21 protein-coding genes are annotated in these 19,327 nt (G+C 62.1%); 14 read left to right on the forward strand and 7 right to left on the reverse strand.

Translation table 11 applies throughout. The annotated features are described in order from the left end of the window. Positions 1-2: 2 nt before the first annotated feature. The 3 genes from N436_RS17770 to N436_RS17780 are packed head-to-tail and all read right to left on the reverse strand — an operon-like array spanning position 3 to position 3,567. The gene (locus tag N436_RS17770; protein WP_105946066.1) at positions 3-1,274 is read right to left on the reverse strand and encodes a dihydrolipoamide acetyltransferase family protein; all 1,272 of its coding nucleotides are present in this window, start codon (positions 1,272-1,274) and stop codon (positions 3-5) included. Then, entirely contained in the window at positions 1,275-2,333 is a 1,059-nt protein-coding gene (locus N436_RS17775) for an alpha-ketoacid dehydrogenase subunit beta (protein ID WP_012273542.1), read from the reverse strand. Between the two features lies 1 nt (position 2,334). Next, a complete protein-coding gene (locus N436_RS17780; RefSeq protein WP_105946067.1) occupies positions 2,335-3,567 on the reverse strand; it encodes a 3-methyl-2-oxobutanoate dehydrogenase (2-methylpropanoyl-transferring) subunit alpha in 1,233 nt (410 codons plus the stop codon). A gap of 198 nt (positions 3,568-3,765) precedes the next feature. Between N436_RS17780 and bkdR the strand changes: the two genes are divergently transcribed. The 3 genes from bkdR to N436_RS17795 all read left to right on the forward strand — a co-directional run bounded on the left by bkdR (position 3,766) and on the right by N436_RS17795 (position 7,133). Next, on the forward strand, positions 3,766-4,251 hold the full coding sequence (gene bkdR / locus N436_RS17785) for a Bkd operon transcriptional regulator BkdR (protein ID WP_012273540.1): 486 nt from the start codon (positions 3,766-3,768) through the stop codon (positions 4,249-4,251). A gap of 171 nt (positions 4,252-4,422) precedes the next feature. After that, entirely contained in the window at positions 4,423-5,664 is a 1,242-nt protein-coding gene (locus tag N436_RS17790; RefSeq protein ID WP_177410888.1) for a glutamine synthetase family protein, read from the forward strand. Positions 5,665-5,792: 128 nt separating this feature from the next. Then, complete coding sequence (locus N436_RS17795; RefSeq protein WP_110741644.1) at positions 5,793-7,133, forward strand: MFS transporter; 1,341 nt, start codon at positions 5,793-5,795, stop codon at positions 7,131-7,133. Positions 7,134-7,316: 183 nt separating this feature from the next. Here N436_RS17795 and N436_RS17800 read toward each other — a convergent pair whose 3' ends face one another. From N436_RS17800 to flgA, 4 genes are all read right to left on the reverse strand, one after another. Continuing rightward, a complete protein-coding gene (locus N436_RS17800; RefSeq protein WP_110741645.1) occupies positions 7,317-8,060 on the reverse strand; it encodes a flagellar brake protein in 744 nt (247 codons plus the stop codon). A gap of 79 nt (positions 8,061-8,139) precedes the next feature. Further along, complete coding sequence (locus N436_RS17805; protein WP_028699581.1) at positions 8,140-8,607, reverse strand: flagella synthesis protein FlgN; 468 nt, start codon at positions 8,605-8,607, stop codon at positions 8,140-8,142. A 49-nt stretch (positions 8,608-8,656) separates the two neighbouring features. Further along, positions 8,657-8,971 carry a flagellar biosynthesis anti-sigma factor FlgM gene (gene flgM / locus N436_RS17810; RefSeq protein WP_016711823.1) on the reverse strand — a complete coding sequence of 105 codons (315 nt, stop codon included), beginning with the start codon at positions 8,969-8,971 and terminating at the stop codon, positions 8,657-8,659. A gap of 165 nt (positions 8,972-9,136) precedes the next feature. Then, on the reverse strand, positions 9,137-9,889 hold the full coding sequence (gene flgA, locus N436_RS17815) for a flagellar basal body P-ring formation chaperone FlgA (RefSeq protein WP_016711822.1): 753 nt from the start codon (positions 9,887-9,889) through the stop codon (positions 9,137-9,139). 77 nt (positions 9,890-9,966) lie between these two features. Between flgA and N436_RS17820 the strand changes: the two genes are divergently transcribed. The 11 genes from N436_RS17820 to N436_RS17870 all read left to right on the forward strand — a co-directional run bounded on the left by N436_RS17820 (position 9,967) and on the right by N436_RS17870 (position 19,318). Next, on the forward strand, positions 9,967-10,896 hold the full coding sequence (locus N436_RS17820) for a chemotaxis protein CheV (RefSeq protein ID WP_010955104.1): 930 nt from the start codon (positions 9,967-9,969) through the stop codon (positions 10,894-10,896). Between the two features lie 51 nt (positions 10,897-10,947). Beyond that, positions 10,948-11,775: a protein-glutamate O-methyltransferase CheR gene (cheR, locus tag N436_RS17825; protein ID WP_004575768.1), complete on the forward strand. Its 828-nt coding sequence runs from the start codon at positions 10,948-10,950 to the stop codon at positions 11,773-11,775. A gap of 285 nt (positions 11,776-12,060) precedes the next feature. Next, on the forward strand, positions 12,061-12,471 hold the full coding sequence (gene flgB, locus N436_RS17830; RefSeq protein WP_016711821.1) for a flagellar basal body rod protein FlgB: 411 nt from the start codon (positions 12,061-12,063) through the stop codon (positions 12,469-12,471). A 2-nt stretch (positions 12,472-12,473) separates the two neighbouring features. Beyond that, complete coding sequence (gene flgC / locus N436_RS17835; RefSeq protein ID WP_027609421.1) at positions 12,474-12,917, forward strand: flagellar basal body rod protein FlgC; 444 nt, start codon at positions 12,474-12,476, stop codon at positions 12,915-12,917. Between the two features lie 15 nt (positions 12,918-12,932). Next, positions 12,933-13,637: a flagellar hook assembly protein FlgD gene (gene flgD / locus N436_RS17840; protein WP_016711819.1), complete on the forward strand. Its 705-nt coding sequence runs from the start codon at positions 12,933-12,935 to the stop codon at positions 13,635-13,637. 31 nt (positions 13,638-13,668) lie between these two features. After that, positions 13,669-15,423 carry a flagellar hook-basal body complex protein gene (locus N436_RS17845; RefSeq protein WP_105946071.1) on the forward strand — a complete coding sequence of 585 codons (1,755 nt, stop codon included), beginning with the start codon at positions 13,669-13,671 and terminating at the stop codon, positions 15,421-15,423. Between the two features lie 72 nt (positions 15,424-15,495). Beyond that, positions 15,496-15,684: a hypothetical protein gene (locus N436_RS28780; protein WP_082426447.1), complete on the forward strand. Its 189-nt coding sequence runs from the start codon at positions 15,496-15,498 to the stop codon at positions 15,682-15,684. A gap of 205 nt (positions 15,685-15,889) precedes the next feature. Continuing rightward, positions 15,890-16,630: a flagellar basal body rod protein FlgF gene (locus N436_RS17855; protein WP_105946114.1), complete on the forward strand. Its 741-nt coding sequence runs from the start codon at positions 15,890-15,892 to the stop codon at positions 16,628-16,630. A 48-nt stretch (positions 16,631-16,678) separates the two neighbouring features. Further along, a complete protein-coding gene (flgG, locus tag N436_RS17860) occupies positions 16,679-17,464 on the forward strand; it encodes a flagellar basal-body rod protein FlgG (protein ID WP_012051601.1) in 786 nt (261 codons plus the stop codon). Between the two features lie 36 nt (positions 17,465-17,500). Continuing rightward, on the forward strand, positions 17,501-18,196 hold the full coding sequence (gene flgH / locus N436_RS17865) for a flagellar basal body L-ring protein FlgH (protein WP_060500738.1): 696 nt from the start codon (positions 17,501-17,503) through the stop codon (positions 18,194-18,196). 12 nt (positions 18,197-18,208) lie between these two features. After that, positions 18,209-19,318, forward strand: a complete 1,110-nt coding sequence (locus tag N436_RS17870; protein WP_027609424.1) for a flagellar basal body P-ring protein FlgI — start codon at positions 18,209-18,211, stop codon at positions 19,316-19,318. Positions 19,319-19,327 lie beyond the last annotated feature (9 nt).

Below are 19,327 nucleotides of genomic sequence, written 5' to 3' on the forward strand. Positions count from 1 at the left end.
GCTCACTCCACGAACAGGCAGGCGGGTTGTTCGAGCAGGCCACGCACGGCCTGGATGAACAGGGCGGCGTCCATGCCATCGACCACGCGGTGGTCGAACGAGCTGGACAGGTTCATCATCTTGCGCACGACGATCTGGCCGTCGATCACCACGGGCCGCTCAACCATGCGGTTGACACCGACGATTGCCACTTCCGGGGTGTTGACCACCGGCGTGCTGACGATGCCACCCAGGGCGCCGAGGCTGGTCAGGGTGATGGTCGAGCCGGACAGCTCTTCGCGGCTGGCCTTGTTGTTGCGCGCAGCGTTGGCCAGGCGTGAAATCTCACCGGCATTGGTCCACAGGCTGCCCGCTTCGGCGTGGCGCAACACGGGGACCATCAGGCCGTTGTCACCCTGGGTGGCGATGCCCACATGCACCGCGCCATGGCGGGTGATGATCTGCGCTTCGTCATCGTAGGTGGCGTTGATCTGCGGGAAGTCACGCAGCGCCACGACCAGGGCGCGCACCAGAAACGGCAGCAACGTCAGCTTGCCACGGCTGTCGCCGTGCTTGCTGTTGAGCTGCTGGCGCAGGGCTTCCAGGGCGGTGACGTCGATTTCTTCCACATAGCTGAAGTGCGCGACCCGGCGCTTGGCGTCCTGCATGCGCTGGGCGATCTTGCGGCGCAAGCCGATCACCGGCACCTGCTCGCTGTCGGTGCGCCTGGCATAGCCATTGGGGGTTTGCCCGGCTGCGCTTTGCGGTTTGCTCATGAACGCGTCGAGGTCTTCGTGCAGGATGCGCCCGGCCGGGCCGCTGCCATGCACGTAACGCAGTTCGATACCAGCATCCAGCGCACGTTTGCGCACCGCCGGCGAGGCCAGTGGCTTGTCGCCCGGTTGGCGCGGCACGATGGGCGCTGCCTCGTGGTTGGCTGGCGCCTGGTGCGCCGCCGGTTTAACGTCTTTCTGTGGTTCAGGTTTAGCGGCTACCGGGGCCACAGGCGCTTCGGCCGGCTTGGCTTGCGGCGCATCCACATGGTTGCCGCTGCCTTCCACTTCGATGCGGATCAGCTCACTGCCGACCGCCATCACTTCACCGGGCTGGCCACCCAGGGCCAGCACCTTGCCGCTGACCGGCGACGGGATTTCCACGGTGGCCTTGTCGGTCATGACGTCGGCAACCACCTGGTCCTCGGCGATGATGTCGCCCACCTTGACGAACCATTCCACCAACTCGACCTGCGCGATGCCTTCGCCAATGTCCGGCATCTTGATGACGTGCGTGCCCATTCAGACCTCCATGACCTTTTTCAATGCCGCACCTACCCGCGAAGGCCCTGGGAAGTAAGCCCATTCCTGCGCGTGAGGGTAGGGGGTGTCCCAACCGGTGACGCGCTCGATCGGCGCCTCCAGGTGGTGGAAGCAGTGCTCCTGCACCAGCGACACCAGTTCTGCGCCAAAGCCACAGGTACGGGTGGCCTCGTGTACCACCACGCAACGGCCGGTCTTTTTCACCGACTCGACGATGGTGTCCAGGTCTAGCGGCCACAGGCTGCGCAGGTCGATCACTTCGGCGTCCACGCCACTTTCTTCGGCGGCCACCTGGGCCACGTACACGGTGGTGCCATAGGTGAGCACGGTCACGTCATTGCCGGGGCGGGTGATGGCGGCCTTGTCCAGTGGCACGGTGTAGTAGCCGTCAGGCACGGCGCTGTGCGGGTGTTTCGACCACGGCGTAACCGGGCGGTCGTGGTGGCCGTCGAACGGGCCGTTGTACAGGCGCTTGGGCTCCAGGAAGATCACCGGGTCGTCGCATTCGATCGAGGCAATCAGCAGGCCTTTGGCGTCGTACGGGTTGGAGGGCATCACGGTGCGCAGGCCGCACACCTGAGTGAACATCGCTTCCGGGCTCTGGCTGTGGGTCTGGCCGCCATAGATGCCGCCACCGCAAGGCATGCGCAGGGTCAGCGGGGCGATGAACTCGCCGGCCGAACGGTAGCGCAGGCGGGCCATTTCAGAAACGATCTGGTCGGAGGCCGGGTAGAAGTAGTCAGCGAACTGGATTTCCACCACCGGGCGCAGGCCGTAGGCACCCATGCCCACGGCGGTGCCGACGATGCCGCTTTCCGAGATGGGCGCGTCGAACACGCGGGACTTGCCGTACTTGGTCTGCAGGCCTTCGGTGCAGCGGAACACGCCGCCGAAGTAGCCGACGTCCTGGCCGTACACCACCACATTGTCGTCGCGCTCAAGCATGACATCCATGGCCGAGCGCAGGGCCTGGATCATGGTCATGGTAGTGGTGGCCATGGCGGTTTCCGGGTTGATGCTGTTGTTGTGGTCGTTCATCTCAAACCCCCAGTTCCTGGCGTTGGCGGCGCAGGTGGTCGGGCATCTCCTTGTACACGTCCTCGAACATCGAGGCGGCGCTCGGGATGTGACCGTTGGCCAGGGTGCCGTACTGCTCGGCTTCTTTTTGCGCAGCAATCACGGCCGCTTCGAACTCGGCCGTGGTGGCCTGGTGTTCTTCTTCGGACCAGTGGCCGATCTTGATCAGGTGCTGCTTCAGGCGGGCGATCGGGTCGCCCAGCGGGAAGTGGCTCCAGTCATCGGCAGGGCGGTACTTGGACGGGTCGTCCGAGGTCGAGTGCGGGCCGGCACGGTAGGTGACCCACTCGATCAGGCACGGGCCCAAACCACGGCGGGCACGTTCGGCAGCCCAGCGCGAAGCGGCGTAAACGGCGACGAAGTCGTTGCCGTCCACCCGCAGCGAGGCGATGCCGCAGCCCACGCCGCGGCCGGCGAAGGTGGTCGACTCGCCACCGGCGATGGCCTGGAAGGTAGAAATGGCCCACTGGTTGTTGACCACGTTGAGGATCACCGGGGCGCGGTAAACGTGGGCAAAGGTGAGGGCGGTGTGGAAGTCCGACTCGGCGGTGGCGCCGTCACCGATCCAGGCCGAGGCAATCTTGGTATCGCCCTTGATGGCCGAGGCCATGGCCCAGCCGACCGCCTGCACGAACTGGGTCGCCAGGTTGCCGCTGATGGTGAAGAAGCCGGCTTCGCGCACCGAGTACATGATCGGCAGCTGGCGGCCCTTGAGGGGGTCGCGTTCGTTGGACAGCAACTGGCAGATCATCTCCACCAGCGACACGTCGCGGGCCATCAGGATGCTTTGCTGACGGTAGGTGGGGAAGCACATGTCGGTGCGGTTAAGCGCCAGCGCCTGGCCGCTGCCGATGGCTTCTTCGCCCAGGCTCTGCATGTAGAAGGACATCTTCTTCTGGCGCTGGGCAACCACCATGCGGCTGTCGAAGATCCGCGTCTTGAGCATGGCGCGCATGCCTTGGCGCAGGATCTGCGGGTCGATGTCTTCGGCCCAGGGGCCTTGGGCGTCGCCTTGCTCGTCGAGCACGCGGACCAGGCTGTAGGACAGGTCGGCGGTGTCGGCAGCATCGACATCGACAGGGGGTTTACGGGCTTGACCTGCATCGTTCAGGCGCAGGTAGGAAAAATCGGTCTGGCAGCCTGGCCGGCCGGTGGGCTCGGGCACATGCAAACGCAGGGGGGCGTACTCGTTCATGCTTTTTACGCTCGCTCGGGTATTTGTTTTTGTGAGCTCTGAAGCGGCCGCCGCTGAGTACCGGCTTGTGACTGGTAAGTCAGCGTCCCCTACATCTTAGTGGTCCGGCAGGAGAATTTTTCTCTCAAGTTGATTGCCTTTGCCGAGCGGGGCAGATAAACATTCCGCATAAACACAAAAAACCGGTGATTTTGTCTCATGCGCAAACTCGATCGTACCGATATCGGCATTCTTAACAGCCTGCAGGAAAACGCCCGCATCACCAATGCCGAGCTGGCACGCTCGGTCAACCTGTCGCCTACGCCCTGTTTCAATCGGGTGCGGGCCATGGAAGAGCTGGGGGTGATCCGCCAGCAGGTGACCTTGTTGTCGCCCGAAGCGTTGGGGCTGGATGTGAATGTGTTCATCCATGTCAGCCTGGAAAAACAGGTAGAGCAGTCGCTGCACCGCTTCGAGGAAGAAATTGCCGAACGGCCCGAGGTGATGGAGTGCTACCTGATGACGGGCGACCCGGATTACCTGTTGCGGGTGCTGCTGCCGAGCATCCAGGCGCTGGAGCGGTTTCTCGATTACCTCACGCGGTTGCCGGGGGTGGCGAATATCCGCTCGAGTTTTGCCTTGAAGCAGGTGCGGTACAAAACCGCTTTGCCCCTGCCGGCCAATGGCATGACCTTGCGGGAGTAGCGGGCAGCACAGGTGCTAAAGAGGGTGCTTGATATTTTAAACACCCCCAGCCTATGTTGTTGTCAGCGCACAACAACAAGGACAAGCGTCATGAGCACCGCTCAGCTTCAGGGCATCGATGAAATCGAATGCGTCACCCCCGACCTCAACGGCGTGCCGCGCGGCAAGGTAATGACCGCCGAGGGCTTCCTCGAAGGCCGCCGCCTGCAGATGGCACGCGGGGTGTTGCTGCAATGCATCATGGGCGGTTACCCGCCGGCGAAGTTCTACGGCAGCGACGACGGCGACCTGGCACTGGTCGCCGAACCCAGCCAAGTCCATCGCCTGCCCTGGAGCAACGACGCCCGCGCCCTGGCCATTTGCGACGCCAATGAACTGGATGGTCGCCCCTCGGCACTGTCCACCCGTGGCCAGCTCAAGGCCGTGATCGCCCGCTACGCGGCGCTGGGCCTGGCGCCAGTGGTGGCGACCGAGCTCGAATTCTTCGTCTTTGCCCCCAACAGCGACCCCCAGCAACCGTTCCTGCCACCCGTAGGCATCGATGGCCGCCGTGAGCTTGGCCACTCGGCGTTCAGTATCAGTTCCAATAACGGCCTGCGCCCGTTCTTCAAGGAGGTGTACCAGTGCATGGCCGCGCTCGGCCTGCCGCGCGACACCTTCATGCATGAAATGGGTGTCAGCCAGTTCGAGATCAACCTGCTGCACGGCGACCCACTGCTGCTGGCCGACCAGACCTTCCTGTTCAAACACCTGCTCAAGGAAGTGGCACTCAAGCACGGGCTGACCGTGGTGTGCATGGCCAAACCGCTGGCGCGCACGCCTGGCAGCTCCATGCATATTCACCAGAGCCTGGTCGATACCAGCAGCGGGCGTAACGTGTTCAGCGATGAGCAGGGCCAGCCTACCGATACCTTCCACCATTTCATCGGCGGCCTGCAGGCCTGCATGGCCGACTTCACTGCGCTGTTTGCGCCCAACGTCAATTCGTACCAGCGGCTGTGCCACCCCTATGCTTCGCCGAACAACGCCTGCTGGTCCGAGGACAACCGTGCAGCAGGCCTGCGCATCCCGGCCAGTGCACCGGTCGCGCGTCGGGTGGAAAACCGCTTGCCCGGCGCCGACGCCAACCCCTACCTGGCCATCGCCGCCAGCCTGGCTGCGGGGTTGCACGGCATCGAGCAGCGCCTGCAACCTTCGCCGGCCATCCAGGGCGAGTTCGAAGTGCCGGAGCACTTGAGCTTGCCATGCACCCTCCATGCTGCGCTGGAGCGGCTCAAGCGCAGCGCGCTGGCGCGGGAACTGTTCGGCAGTGAGTTCATCGAAGGCTACATCGCCAGCAAGACCCTGGAGCTGACCGATTTCTTCGACGAAATCACCCCGTGGGAGCGCCGGGTCCTGGCGGCACAGGCCTGATCGCGACACGACCTGCACCGGACACGCCCCGGCTGCACCATTTTGCAGTCGGGGGCCTGCACTGACCGGCGTTTGCCCTTATGCTGCTAGCACCTACCGCCACCTGACCAGGGAGCATTGCGGGACGTATGCGAAATGTATGGAAGCCGTTTCAGTCGTTGTATTTCGCCGCGCTGATGATGTTGATCGGCTCGGGCCTGCTCAGTACCTACCTTGCCTTGCGCCTGGCGGCCGACCACGTCGACAGCCTGTGGGTGGGTGCGTTGATGGCGGCCAACTATTTTGGCCTGGCGGTGGGCGGCAAGGTTGGCCACCGGTTGATCGGCCGGGTAGGGCACATACGCGCCTATGCCACCTGCGCTGGCATCGTCGGTGCGGCAGTGCTTGGCCATGGCCTGACCAGCTGGCTGCCGGCCTGGGTCGGGCTGCGCATGATCGTGGGCCTGGGCATGATGTGCCAATACATGGTCATCGAGAGCTGGCTCAACGAGCAGGCTGACGTGAAGCACCGTGGCGCGGTGTTCAGCGGCTACATGATTGCCTCGTACCTGGGGCTGGTGCTTGGCCAGCTGATCCTGGTGGTGCACCCCGCGCTTGGCCCGGAGCTGCTGATGCTGGTGGCCATGTGCTTTGCCCTGTGCCTGGTGCCGGTGGCGATGACCCGGCGCATTCACCCGGCGCCCTTGCGCCCGGCGCCGATGGAGCCGAAGTTCTTCATCAAGCGTGTGCCGCAATCGCTCAGTACGGTATTGGGCTCGGGATTGATCGTCGGCTCGTTCTACGGCCTGGCGCCCTTGTATGCCTCCAGACAAGGAATGACGACCGAGCAGATCGGTCTGTTCATGGGTAGCTGTATTTTTGCTGGCCTGCTGGTGCAGTGGCCACTGGGCTGGTTGTCTGACCGTTACGACCGGGCGGTGCTGATCCGCAGCGTGGCAATTGGCCTGGCGTTGGCCGCTGCGCCCTTGGCGATACTGCCCAGCGTGCCGCTGGAGTTGCTGTTTGGTATCGGCTTTTTGATTTCGTTGCTGCAGTTCTGCCTGTACCCGCTGGCGGTGGCGTTTTCCAACGACCACGTGGAAAGCGAGCGGCGGGTGTCGCTGACCGCCATGCTGCTGGTGACCTACGGTGTGGGTGCGTGCATCGGGCCACTGGCGGCGGGCGTGCTGATGAAGGTGCTGGGCGCGCAGATGCTGTATGCGTTCTTTGTGTTCTTCGCCTTGGTGCTGGTGTGGCGCATTCGGCCGAAAGCGGTTACCGGGCTGCACCAGGTTCAGGATGCACCGCTGGGCCACGTGGCGATGCCGGCGGCGGGTTCGCCGTTGTCGGCAGCGCTGGACCCACGGGTGGATGAGCAGACCGTGCAGGACATGATGCAGGCGCCGGTGGCGGCTGAAGATACCGAGGATGAAGGGAAGGGGGCTGAGCCACAGGCCACTGAACCGCAGGAGGCCAGCAAGTCGGTGTAAGCCTGTGCCGGCCTCTTCGCGGCGGTTCGACGCCTCGATGAGCCCGCTCCCACAGGAGTAGCGCTAAGCCTGAGGGCAACACTTTACCTGTGGGAGCGGGCAAGCCCGCGAAGAGGCCGGCACTGGAGAGACACAAAAGAAAACGCCACCTCATCAGGTGGCGTTTTTTCATTCAGCCGACGATCAATAGTCATCCTTGTCGAACCGCCGCGCCTCACGCTGCAGCTGGTACACAAAGCTCTCGATCTTGCGCTGTGCCTGCCCGCTCAGGTTATGGAAGCGTACGCCGGCAAAGGTGGTGTTGATGCGCTCTTCATAGTGCAGGTGGCGCAGTTCGACCATGGTGTCCACCAGGCCCAGCGGGTTACCCGCCTTGAAACGCTCGTACACCTGGCCCAGTTGCAGGCGGTCTTCGACATTGCCTTCAAAGCGCAGTTTGCAGCCGGTAGCCGAGATATCCAGCAGCTTGCCGCGCAGGGCGCCGTTGCCCTTCAGGTGGGCACCGTCGAGGATGATATCGACCAGCTGCGACAGCTTCAGCGCGGCGCGGAACGCATTGCGGCGCTGGTGGTAGGTCATCTCTTCTGGCATGGGGCCGCTGTAGCAGCGGTGGCCGTCGACTTCGGTAATCTTCAGCTCGTGGTTGCATTCCCAGGCGATGCGCACGCCATCGTGGAAACCTTCGATGCGGAAGTGCTCGCCGTTCTCGATGAACTTCTCGCCGTCGCGGGGGATCATTTCGTCCAGGGCCAGGGTGTTGCTTTCACGGTCCACGTGCACCACATAGCTCTGGAAGCGCTGGCTACGGTCGTGGAAGGTGATGATGAGGGGGTCGTGGCTTTCCTGCAGCTGCCGCAAGTTGGCCGCAATCTCCAAGGGGGTGCTCAGCACCTTTGGCGGTTGCGGGGCATCGGATTCATTGAACACGGCTTATCGTTCTCCAGGCAAAAGCGACACACGCAAGTAACGGCATTTTGCCAGTATGTTCTGTGCCTTGATAGAAAAATCACACTTGGCTGAGGGCCCGTGGCTTGGCCAGCGGCGAGGTGCTGCCGCGGCTGTCGTACAGCGACGGCGAATCGCCGCCCATGAGGATCCGGATCTGGTTGCTGGTGACGTGTTGCTGCACCTGGATGATCCGGCCATTGGTCTCGTTAAGCTGTTGGCAGGCTTGCATCAACTGGCTGATCACGTCGAGTTGTTGCAGGATCAATTCACCGTTGGGCGATTGTGCCGCCACAGCCTCCACACCGGCGCGATCTGCGCTCAGGCCAAGGCTGGTAAGCAGGTTGTTGCGCCGCAGGCCTTGCTGCTCGAGCAGCACGATCAAAGACTGTTTGCGGGCCAGGATACTTTCCAGCGGGGCCATATCGCGGCCATGCAGGGCTACAGACTCCTTTTGCAGGAGGTCGAGCAGTTCCTGCATCGGGGCAATGTCGTCTTCGATCAGTTGCAGCAAGGTGATGTCGTGCATGGCTAACTCTTGGCTTTTCTAGCGTCCGTGAAGTCAGCGCGCCGTACGGTCAGCGCTGGGCTTCGAAATCGAGCAGTTTGCTGGCGACCCGGCCGGCATCGACCTGGTAGCTGCCGTCGGCGATCGCCTGTTTCAACTGGGCCACGCGGGCGCTGTTGACCACGGGCTCGTCGCGCAGCTTGTCGCTGATCTTCTGCAACTGCTGGGCCTCTTGGCTGAGGTGCACCGCTTCTCCGCTGGCGCTGGTGGCGCTGGCTGCTTCCTGGCTGGCTGCCGGCTTTTCGGCGCTGCCAGACGCGGAGTTGCCGCGCACACCGCCCGTGACGGACGGCGAGTTATTCAAACGACTGAAGTCGATGACCATGATCAGAAACCTCTGGGTATTTGGACGCTTGCCTTGTTTTCGGCCAACCCGATAGAAACTTTAGGCACAAATGCATAGCCGCCTGTCGGCAGGCTCGCGTAACCCGTTTTCTGACACAGTTTAGGAAATGCGGTTCCTCACCGCCAGCGCAATCGGGTGGCTGGCTTACATACTGACCTCGACCTGGCCGGGGCCGGTCACCCTGGCCTTGACCACCCGCTTGGAATTGAGGTTGCGTACCCGGATCTGCTCGCTCAGCCCGCCCTTGCTCAGGGCCTCGCCCGGCATGCGCACGCTCAGGCTGCCGCTGCGGGCAATGATCACCACCTGGTCACCTTTGCGGACCACCTCGGCCTGCTCCAGGTGTTGCGGGGTGAGCACCTGGTCGATCACCGTGGGGCGCAGCATCTTCATGCCCACTGCCTGGTCCAGCTCGGTCAGAAAGCCCTGGCCAAGGGTGCCGACATCGCGCTCGCGCAGGGCCACGTCGCCTTCGCCAACCGTGTTGTCGCGCTTGAGCGGGCGGGTTACCACGACCACGTCGCGGAACAGCCGCACGGTGGCCGGCACAAACACTGTCCACGGGGCTGCGCTGTCGCAGCGAACCCGCACCGTCACCCGTCCCAGTGGCTGCGCGGGGCTTTCCAGCGAGGCGTCCAGTGGCTGGCTGCACAGCGGCATGCGCAGGCGCGGGTCCAGCGGGTTGACCTGGATTTCGTAACGGCCGGCTGTCTGGGTGGTGGCCAGGTAATCTTCTACGGTGAATTCAAGAAACCCTTGGGTGACACCGATAAGTTGTTCAGGCAAGGTGAACGCGTCCGCTAACGTACGAACGCCGGGCGCCAGCAGGCACAGCGTGGCCAGCAAGCCGGTCAGCAGGCGCGTCAATCGTCGGAAAAATGTCGTTTTCGTGTGCATGACGCTCAAAAAAGCAAAGCCCGTGCCGACTCGCTACCTGAGTTGCAACGAAAGGCTGAAAGATTAAGGAGTCTGGCATGGCGGGTGTTATGGATTCGGTCAACCAGCGCACGCAGCTGGTGGGGCAGAATCGCCTGGAATTGCTGCTGTTTCGCCTCAATGGCGAGCAGCTATACGGCATCAACGTGTTCAAGGTCAGGGAAGTGCTGCAATGCCCTGCGCTGACCCTGCTGCCCAAGGCGCACCCGGTGGTGCGTGGCGTTGCCAACATTCGCGGGGCGACCATCCCGATTCTCGACCTGTCGATGGCCACCGGGTTGCGGCCGCTGCAGGAAGACACGCGCAACAGCTTCGTGATCATCACCGAGTACAACACCAAGACCCAGGGCTTCCTGGTGCACTCGGTGGAGCGCATCGTCAACATGAACTGGGAAGAGATCCATCCGCCACCCAAGGGCACTGGCCGTGACCACTACCTGACGGCGGTCACCCGTGTTGACAACCGGATGGTCGAGATCATCGATGTGGAGAAGGTGCTGGCCGAAGTGTCGCCATCGTCGGAGTCGGTATCGGCCGGGGTGATCGACGCCGAAGTGCAGGACAAGGCCGTGCTGATGCGGGTGCTGACCGTCGACGATTCGTCGGTGGCGCGCAAGCAGGTCAGCCGTTGCCTGCAGACCGTGGGGGTGGAAGTGGTGGCACTCAATGATGGCCGTCAGGCCCTGAACTACCTGCGTCAGCTGGTGGACGAGGGCAAAAAGCCGGAAGAAGAGTTCCTGATGATGATCTCGGACATTGAAATGCCGGAAATGGACGGCTATACGCTAACGGCGGAGATCCGCAGCGACCCGCGCATGCAAAAATTGCACATCTGCCTGCATACTTCGCTTTCCGGGGTGTTCAACCAGGCAATGGTCAAGAAGGTCGGCGCCGATGACTTCCTGGCCAAGTTCAAGCCGGACGACCTGGCCCAGCGGGTGGTCGACCGGATCAAGGCAGCGCATTGAAGCAGCCGGGGGCAGGCCCCCGGCACCAGTGATTGAAAAGAGGCGGCAGTAGTGTCTACGGGTAATTTGGATTTCGAACAGTTCCGGGTATTCCTGGAGAAAGCCTGTGGCATCCTGCTGGGCGAGAATAAGCAGTACCTGGTTTCCAGCCGTCTCAACAAGCTGATGGAGCAACAGGGCATCAAGAGCCTGGGCGAGCTGGTGCAGCGTATCCAGGCCCAGCCGCGCGGCGGTTTGCGCGAGCAGGTGGTGGATGCCATGACCACCAACGAGACCCTGTGGTTTCGCGATACCTACCCGTTCGAAGTGCTGAAGAACAAGGTGATTCCCGAGTTCATCCGCAACAACCCCGGCCAGCGCCTGCGCATGTGGTCGGCGGCCTGTTCGTCGGGACAGGAGCCGTATTCCATCTCGATGGCCATCGACGAGTTCGAGCGCAGCAACCTGGGCCAGCTGAAGATGGGTGCGCAGATTGTGGCCACCGATCTGTCCGGCACCATGCTCACCAATTGCAAGACCGGTGAGTACGACAGCCTGGCGATTGCCCGCGGCCTGTCGCAGGAGCGCCTGCAGCGCTACTTCGACCCCAAGGGGCCAGGGCGCTGGGCGGTAAAGCCAGCGATTCGCAGCCGCGTCGAGTTCCGCTCGTTCAACCTGCTCGACAGCTATGCCAGCCTGGGCAAGTTCGACATCGTGTTCTGCCGCAACGTGCTGATCTACTTCTCGGCGCAGGTGAAGAAGGACATCCTGCTGCGCATTCACAGCACCCTGAAGCCGGGTGGCTACCTGTTCCTCGGTGCGTCGGAAGCCCTGAACGGGTTGCCGGACCATTACCAGATGGTGCAGTGCAGCCCGGGGATCATCTACCAGGCCAAGTAAGCACAAAGGCCGGCAGCGAAAGTTGCCGGCCTTTTTGTTTGCCTGCGTCGGCCTCTTCGAGCGTGCAGGAAAAACACTGACGTCAATTTTTTGATTTGCCGCTTTTGCCACCCGGCAATTGCCGCTTTCGCCGCCCAAGGCGGAAGGCCTTTGCCGCTTTTCTGGCATCACCCTGACACCACCGTACCTCGAAAGCCTGAGTTTCCGGGCTTTTTACGCGTTGGCACAGCCCTTGCTATACCTTGCTCAACGACATTCCGGTCAACCTCTGAAGGTTTCCCCGACATGAGCATCAGTTTCGACAAGGCGCTTGGCATTCACGAAAAGGCACTGGGCTTCCGCGCCCAGCGCGCCGAAGTGCTGGCCAACAACATCGCCAACGCCGACACGCCCAACTACAAGGCGCGTGACATGGACTTTTCTTCGGTGCTCGCCGCCGAAACCAGCAAGCAGCAAAGCGGCCGCTTCGCCATGGACCGTACCAACAGCCGGCACATCGAAGCCGAAGGCCTCGCCATCGCCGCTGACGATACCCTCAAGTACCGCACGCCGCTGCAGCCGTCGATCGACCAGAACACCGTGGACGCGCAGATCGAGCAATCGAACTACACCGAAAACGCCATTGGCTTCCAGGCCAGCTTCACGCTGCTCAACAGTAAATTCAAAGGGCTGGTTTCCGCCCTGCGGGGAGAATGACCATGTCCCTTTCCAGTGTTTTCAACATTGCCGGTAGCGGTATGAGCGCGCAGAACACGCGCCTGAACACCGTTGCGTCCAACATTGCCAACGCCGAGACCGTGTCTTCGAGCATCGACCAGACCTACCGCGCCCGCCATCCGGTGTTCGCCACCACCTTCCAGGACGCACAGGCCGGCAGCAGCCAGTCGCTGTTCGAAGACCAGGGTGAGGCAGGGCAGGGCGTGCAGGTAAAAGGCATCGTCGAAGACCAGAGCACCCTGGAGGCCCGCTACGAGCCGAACCACCCGGCGGCGAACAAGGACGGCTACGTCTACTACCCGAACGTCAACGTGGTCGAGGAGATGGCTGACATGATCTCTGCCAGCCGCGCGTTCCAGACCAATGCCGAACTGATGAACACGGCCAAGACCATGATGCAGAAAGTGCTGACCCTGGGGCAGTGATAAGGAATTCGGACCATGGCAATCGATACTAACGGTGTGAACCTCAATGACGTGCTGTCGGCGTCGGGCGTGGGCACCAGCACCAAAAAGACCACGGACACTGCATCCAAGACCGGCACCGATTCGCTCGGCAAAGATGCCTTCCTGCAGTTGCTGGTCACCCAGATGCAGCACCAGAACCCGCTGGACCCGCAGGATAACGGCGAGTTCGTTGCCCAGCTGGCGCAGTTCAGCAGCCTGGAAGGTATTACCTCGCTGAACGACTCGGTCAGCGCCATCACCAGTGCCATGGCTTCGTCCCAGGCGCTTCAGGCATCGTCGCTGGTAGGGCGGTCGGTGGTGGTTCAGAACGACAAGGCCGTGGTTGATACCGCTGAAAGCTTCAATGCCCAGTTCGTTGTACCCCAGGCCATCAGTGAAGCGAAGATCACCATCAAGGACAAGGACGGCAACACGGTCAAGACCATCGAGTTGGGTGAGCAGAAAGCCGGTTACGCCGACTTTATCTGGGACGGTACCAACAACAGTGGCGAGAAAGTGGACCCGGGCACTTACACCTTCACCGCAAGCACCACAGTCGATGGCAAGGCGGTGCAAATGAGCACGCTGCTGCCGGCCAAGGTCACCAGCGTCAGCTTCAGTGCCTCGGGCGAAATGGTGCTCAACCTTGCCGGTGTAGGCAAGGTCTCCCTCTCCGACGTGCAAACCATTGGTATCTAAGGCCCGCTAGAGCGGCAAAAGGAGCGAATTCATGTCTTTCAATATCGGCCTTAGCGGTCTGTACGCAGCCAACAAACAACTGGATGTCACGGGCAACAACATCGCCAACGTCAATACCACGGGCTTCAAGTCCTCGCGTGCCGAGTTCGCGGATGTCTATGCGGGCGCCAACCGCCTGGGTGTGGGCAAGAACCAGGTGGGCAATGGTGTGCGGCTGGCAGCCATTTCCCAGCAGTTCACCCAGGGTGATGTAAACACCACGGGCAACGTGCTGGACATGGGCATCCAGGGGCAGGGCTTCTTCGTGCTGTCTGATAACGGCTCGAAGGTTTACACCCGGGCGGGCTCCTTCCAGCCAAGCAAGGACAACTTCGTCGAGACCTCCGATGGCCTGCGCCTGCAAGGTTACATGGCGGATGCCACCGGCAAGATCCAGAAAAGCGGCCTGACCGACCTGAAGATCGACACGTCGGCATTGCAGCCCAAGGCAACCTCGTTGATCGACCAGGGCATCAACCTGAACTCCTCGGCGGCCTCGATTCCTTTCCTGGTGTATGACAACACCAAGCCGCCGTCCATGGCCGCATTCGACCCGGCGGACCCAAGCACTTATCAGCGCTCCAGCACCAGCACCGTGCTGGATGCTAACGGTGTTCAGCACGAAGTGCAGCAGTACTACCGCAAGACCGACACCAACGAATGGACCATGTACACGCTGGTCGACGGTCGCAACCCGTTCGACCCGGCCAGTACCACCCCGCTGGCCGGCACCATCAACTACAACAGTGATGGCACCATCAGCTCCATGGTGGCTGACACCACGGGCGTGCCAAGTGGTGCGTCGTTCACGGTCAGCAATGGCGCGTTTGCCATGACCGGCTGGGTGCCGGCCACTCAGGATGCCAATGGTGACTGGGTTGCCAGTGGCGCGGCAGGTACCAACCAGTCGCTGGGTGTCACCTCGCCTGCCTTGGTGGCAAACAAGCCGTTCGACCCTTCCGACGATACGACCTATACCCGCTCGTTCCCGACCAAGGTGTATGACAGCCAGGGCAACGAACACACCATGGAGCAGTTCTACCGCAAGACCGGTACCAACGAGTGGACCATGTACACCCTCGTTGACGGGCGCAACCCGTTCAACCCGGGCAGCACAGAGCCGCTGGTGGGCACGATCGCATTCAACAGCGATGGTTCGGTCAACTCGATGACAGCTGACAACACGGGCCATCCGGCGGGCACCTCGTTCACGGTCGTCAACAATACCTTCAGCATGATTGGCTGGGTGCCGGCAGTCGAAGATGCTTCGGGTAACTGGAGTGCCAACGGTGCGGTGGGCGATGCTGCCGGCATGAAAATGTCGATGGCCAGCACCACCTCCTACAACACTGAAACGGCGCGTATGTCCCAGTCCCAGGACGGTTATGCCACGGGCATCCTGTCCAACCTGAGCATCGACGCGACGGGTGTGTTGTTCGCCTCCTTCAGCAATGGCCAGTCGCGCGCCATTGGTCAGGTCGCGCTGGCGAGCTTCGCCAACGAGCAGGGGCTGCAGCAAATCGGCAGTACCCGTTGGACCGAGACCTACAACTCGGGCATTCCGGGTATCGATTCGCCGAAAACCGGTACCTTGGGCGCGATCGAGTCCAACTCGCTGGAAGGTTCCAACGTCAACCTGACGCAGGAGCTGGTTGATCTGATCAAGGCGCAAAGCTACTACCAGGCGAACGCCAAGACCATTTCGACCGAAAGCACCGTCATGCAGACCATCATTCAGATGACTTGACCGTGATTGTTTGAGTGCGTACAGGCGAACCCCTTTCTCGTGAAGGGGTTCGTTGTTTTTGCAGGAGGGGTGATGAAAAGGCTGTTTGTCGCAATGCTGGTTGCCTGCTGTCTTGGTCAGCTGCAGGCGGCGCCAGCGCCTTACTGGCGATGGGAGAGCCTGGTGGATGGGCGTCTGGTGTGTTCGCAGTGGTCGCCAGGTGAGGGCTGGAGGCGCTTTGCCGGGCCTTACAACAATGCGCGTTGCCGTGACGTGCCATAGGCACAGGCTTGCCTGTAGATGAAACCGTTTTGCCGCCAGCGGCAAAGCAGCGCCGGATAACCGGCGGCTGTCGTCGCCCGGGCTTTCCCAATTGCCCGTATTCATGGGCTTTTTCGTGCTTTTGGCAAGTTGGTTCGGAACTTGCTTTAGCCCCTGTAGAGCAACGGCGAACGGCAAACGGCCGCCAGTGCAACGGAGGATGATTGTGGACAAGATGCTTTATGTGGCCATGACCGGGGCCAGCCAGAACGCGCTGGCGCAGAAGGCGCATGCCAACAACCTGGCCAACGTTTCTACCAATGGTTTTCAGCGTGACCTGGAGCAGGCGCGCTCGATGCCGGTGTTTGGTGACAGCTTTCCGGCGCGTGCCTTTGCCATGACCGAGCGCCCGGGCACTGACTTCAGTGAAGGCCCGATGGTGGAAACCGGCCGCGACCTGGATGTGACCGTGAGCGGTAACGGTTTTATCGCCGTGCAAGCGCCAGATGGCAGTGAAGCGTATGTGCGTACCGGTAGCCTGAACATCGATGCCCTCGGGGTGTTGCGTGCCGGCAACGGTATGCCTGTGCTCGGCAACGGCGGCCCCATTGCCATTCCGCCTGAGCAGAAGGTCGAAATCGGCTCCGACGGCACCATCAGCATTCGCTCCATGGGTGAAGACCCGCGCGTGATGGCGGAAGTCGATCGCATCAAGCTGGTCAACCCCGACACCAAAGGCCTGACCAAAGGCCAGGACGGGCTGATCCATACCACGTCCGGCCAACCCGCCGATGCCGACATCAACGTGCGGGTGGTATCAGGCTTTCTGCAGGGCAGTAACGTCAACACTGTCGAGGAAATGACCTCTGTGCTGGCGCTGTCTCGCCAGTTCGAACTGCACGTCAAGATGATGAACGCGGCCAAGGAAGGCGACGAAGCCATGGCGCGTGTTTTGCAACTCGGCTAACCACATTTGAACGGGTGCCGTAAATCAGGCGCACGAGGAGAACACTAAATGCTTCCGGCTCTCTGGGTCGCTAAAACCGGCCTGTCCGCACAGGACACCAACCTGACGGTCATCTCCAACAACCTGGCCAACGTCTCGACCACCGGCTTCAAGCGTGATCGTGCCGAATTCCAGGACCTGCTGTACCAGATCAAGCGTCAGCCAGGTGCGCAGTCTACCCAGGACAGCGAGTTACCGTCGGGTCTGCAGGTCGGTACTGGTGTGCGCATTGTCGGCACGCAGAAAAACTTCCAGACCGGCAGCTTGCAGACCACGGAAAACCCGTTGGACATGGCCGTCAATGGCCGTGGTTTCTTCCAGATCCTGCAACCTGACGGCACCGTCTCCTACACCCGCGACGGTACGTTCCACCTGAACTCCGACGGCCAGATCGTCAACGCCGATGGCCTGGCGCTGGAGCCTGCCATCGTGGTCCCGAACGACGCCCAGACCTTCACGGTGGGCCAGGACGGCACCGTGTCGATCACCACCGCCGGCAACCCGGCTGCACAGGTTATCGGCAACATTCAGACCGCCGACTTCATCAACCCGGCGGGCCTGCAGGCGATGGGTAACAACCTGTTCCTGGAAACCGCTGCCAGTGGTGCGCCGCAGGTCGGCACCCCGGGCCTCAACGGCTTCGGCACTACCCTGCAGCAGACGCTGGAAAACTCCAACGTCAGCACGGTGGAAGAGCTGGTGAACATGATCACCACCCAGCGTGCCTACGAGATGAACTCCAAGGTCATCTCCACCGCCGACCAGATGCTGTCGTTCGTGACTCAGCAGCTCTAAGTCCAGTAGCTTCGTTACACCCGTGAGGTATGCATCATGAATCGTCTGTTGTCCGTGTTCGCCCTGGGGGGGGCGGTGTTGCTGGCAGGTTGCGTCGGCCCGACGCCCAAGCCCAACGACCCGTACTATGCGCCGGTCCTGCCGCGCACCCCGTTGCCGGCAGCGGCCAACAACGGTTCGATCTACCAGGCCGGTTTCGAGCAGAACCTGTACAGCGACCGCAAGGCGTTCCGGGTGGGTGACATCATCACCATCACGCTTAACGAGCGCACGTCCGCCAGCAAGAACGCCGGTTCGCAGATCGCCAAGACCAGCAAGACCGACATTGGCCTGACGTCGCTGTTCGGCACCACGCCCAACACCAACAACCCGTTCGGTGGCGGCGACCTTTCGCTGGAGGCCGGTTACAGCGGCGACCGCGCCACCAAGGGCGATAGCAAGGCTACCCAGGGCAACACCCTGACCGGCTCCATCACCGTCACCGTGGCCGAAGTGTTGCCCAACGGCATCATCGCCGTGCGTGGCGAGAAGTGGCTGACCCTGAACACCGGCGAAGAGCTGGTGCGTATTGCCGGCATGATCCGCGCTGACGATATCGCCACTGACAACACCGTGCCGTCCACCCGTGTGGCCGATGCGCGCATCACCTATTCCGGTACCGGCTCGTTCGCCGATGCCAGCCAGCCCGGGTGGCTGGACCGCTTCTTCATCAGCCCGCTTTGGCCTTTCTGAGTACGGATGACCATGTTCAACGTGAGGCAGCTGATTGCCACAACCCTGCTCTTGTCCTGTGCGTTCGCTGCCCAGGCCGAGCGCCTGAAGGACATCGCCAGCATCTCTGGCGTGCGTTCCAACCAGTTGATCGGTTACGGCTTGGTGGTGGGGCTGAACGGCACGGGTGACCAGACCACCCAAACGCCGTTCACCCTGCAAACCTTCAACAACATGCTGTCGCAGTTCGGCATCAAGGTGCCGGCCGGTTCCGGTAACGTGCAGCTGAAAAACGTTGCAGCGGTGTCGGTGCATGCCGACCTGCCGGCATTCGCCAAGCCTGGCCAGGTAGTGGACATTACCGTTTCCTCGATCGGTAACTCCAAGAGCCTGCGCGGCGGCAGCCTGCTGATGACCCCGCTCAAGGGTATCGACGGCAACGTCTACGCCATCGCCCAAGGCAACCTGGTCGTCGGCGGCTTTGATGCAGAAGGCCGTGACGGCTCGAAGATCACCGTCAACGTTCCGTCGGCCGGCCGTATTCCGGGCGGTGCCAGTGTCGAGCGTGCAGTGCCGAGCGGCTTCAACCAGGGTAATACCCTGACCCTGAACCTCAATCGCCCCGACTTCACCACCGCCAAGCGTATCGTCGACAAGGTCAACGACCTGCTCGGCCCTGGTGTGGCACAGGCCGTGGACGGTGGTTCGGTGCGGGTCAGTGCGCCGATGGACCCAAGCCAGCGCGTGGATTACCTGTCGATCCTGGAAAACCTCGAAATCGACCCGGGCCAGGCCGTGGCCAAGGTGATCATCAACTCGCGTACCGGCACCATCGTCATTGGCCAGAACGTCAAGGTGTCGCCTGCGGCGGTCACCCACGGCAGCCTGACCGTGACCATTACCGAAGACCCGATCGTCAGCCAGCCTGGGCCGTTCTCCAATGGCCAGACCGCCGTGGTGCCACGGTCGCGGGTCAATGCCGAGCAGGAAGCCAAGCCCATGTTCAAGTTCGGCCCGGGCACCACGCTGGATGAAATCGTCCGTGCGGTGAACCAGGTGGGCGCAGCGCCAGGCGACCTGATGGCGATCCTCGAAGCCCTGAAACAGGCCGGCGCCTTGCAGGCCGACCTGATCGTGATCTGAGGACGGCGC

Source organism: Pseudomonas sp. RV120224-01b (genome assembly GCF_003208145.1).
Lineage (GTDB): Bacteria > Pseudomonadota > Gammaproteobacteria > Pseudomonadales > Pseudomonadaceae > Aquipseudomonas > Aquipseudomonas monteilii.

Coding starts and splice junctions, on each gene's coding strand:
- N436_RS17770 (WP_105946066.1), bottom strand. CDS start 1,274: ATGGGCACGCACGTCATCAAGATGCCGGACATTGGCGAAGGCATCGCG.
- N436_RS17775 (WP_012273542.1), bottom strand. CDS start 2,333: ATGAACGACCACAACAACAGCATCAACCCGGAAACCGCCATGGCCACC.
- N436_RS17780 (WP_105946067.1), bottom strand. CDS start 3,567: ATGAACGAGTACGCCCCCCTGCGTTTGCATGTGCCCGAGCCCACCGGC.
- bkdR (WP_012273540.1), top strand. CDS start 3,766: ATGCGCAAACTCGATCGTACCGATATCGGCATTCTTAACAGCCTGCAG.
- N436_RS17790 (WP_177410888.1), top strand. CDS start 4,423: ATGACCGCCGAGGGCTTCCTCGAAGGCCGCCGCCTGCAGATGGCACGC.
- N436_RS17795 (WP_110741644.1), top strand. CDS start 5,793: ATGCGAAATGTATGGAAGCCGTTTCAGTCGTTGTATTTCGCCGCGCTG.
- N436_RS17805 (WP_028699581.1), bottom strand. CDS start 8,607: ATGCACGACATCACCTTGCTGCAACTGATCGAAGACGACATTGCCCCG.
- flgM (WP_016711823.1), bottom strand. CDS start 8,971: ATGGTCATCGACTTCAGTCGTTTGAATAACTCGCCGTCCGTCACGGGC.
- flgA (WP_016711822.1), bottom strand. CDS start 9,889: ATGCACACGAAAACGACATTTTTCCGACGATTGACGCGCCTGCTGACC.
- N436_RS17820 (WP_010955104.1), top strand. CDS start 9,967: ATGGCGGGTGTTATGGATTCGGTCAACCAGCGCACGCAGCTGGTGGGG.
- flgB (WP_016711821.1), top strand. CDS start 12,061: ATGAGCATCAGTTTCGACAAGGCGCTTGGCATTCACGAAAAGGCACTG.
- flgC (WP_027609421.1), top strand. CDS start 12,474: ATGTCCCTTTCCAGTGTTTTCAACATTGCCGGTAGCGGTATGAGCGCG.
- flgD (WP_016711819.1), top strand. CDS start 12,933: ATGGCAATCGATACTAACGGTGTGAACCTCAATGACGTGCTGTCGGCG.
- N436_RS17845 (WP_105946071.1), top strand. CDS start 13,669: ATGTCTTTCAATATCGGCCTTAGCGGTCTGTACGCAGCCAACAAACAA.
- N436_RS28780 (WP_082426447.1), top strand. CDS start 15,496: ATGAAAAGGCTGTTTGTCGCAATGCTGGTTGCCTGCTGTCTTGGTCAG.
- flgG (WP_012051601.1), top strand. CDS start 16,679: ATGCTTCCGGCTCTCTGGGTCGCTAAAACCGGCCTGTCCGCACAGGAC.
- flgH (WP_060500738.1), top strand. CDS start 17,501: ATGAATCGTCTGTTGTCCGTGTTCGCCCTGGGGGGGGCGGTGTTGCTG.
- N436_RS17870 (WP_027609424.1), top strand. CDS start 18,209: ATGTTCAACGTGAGGCAGCTGATTGCCACAACCCTGCTCTTGTCCTGT.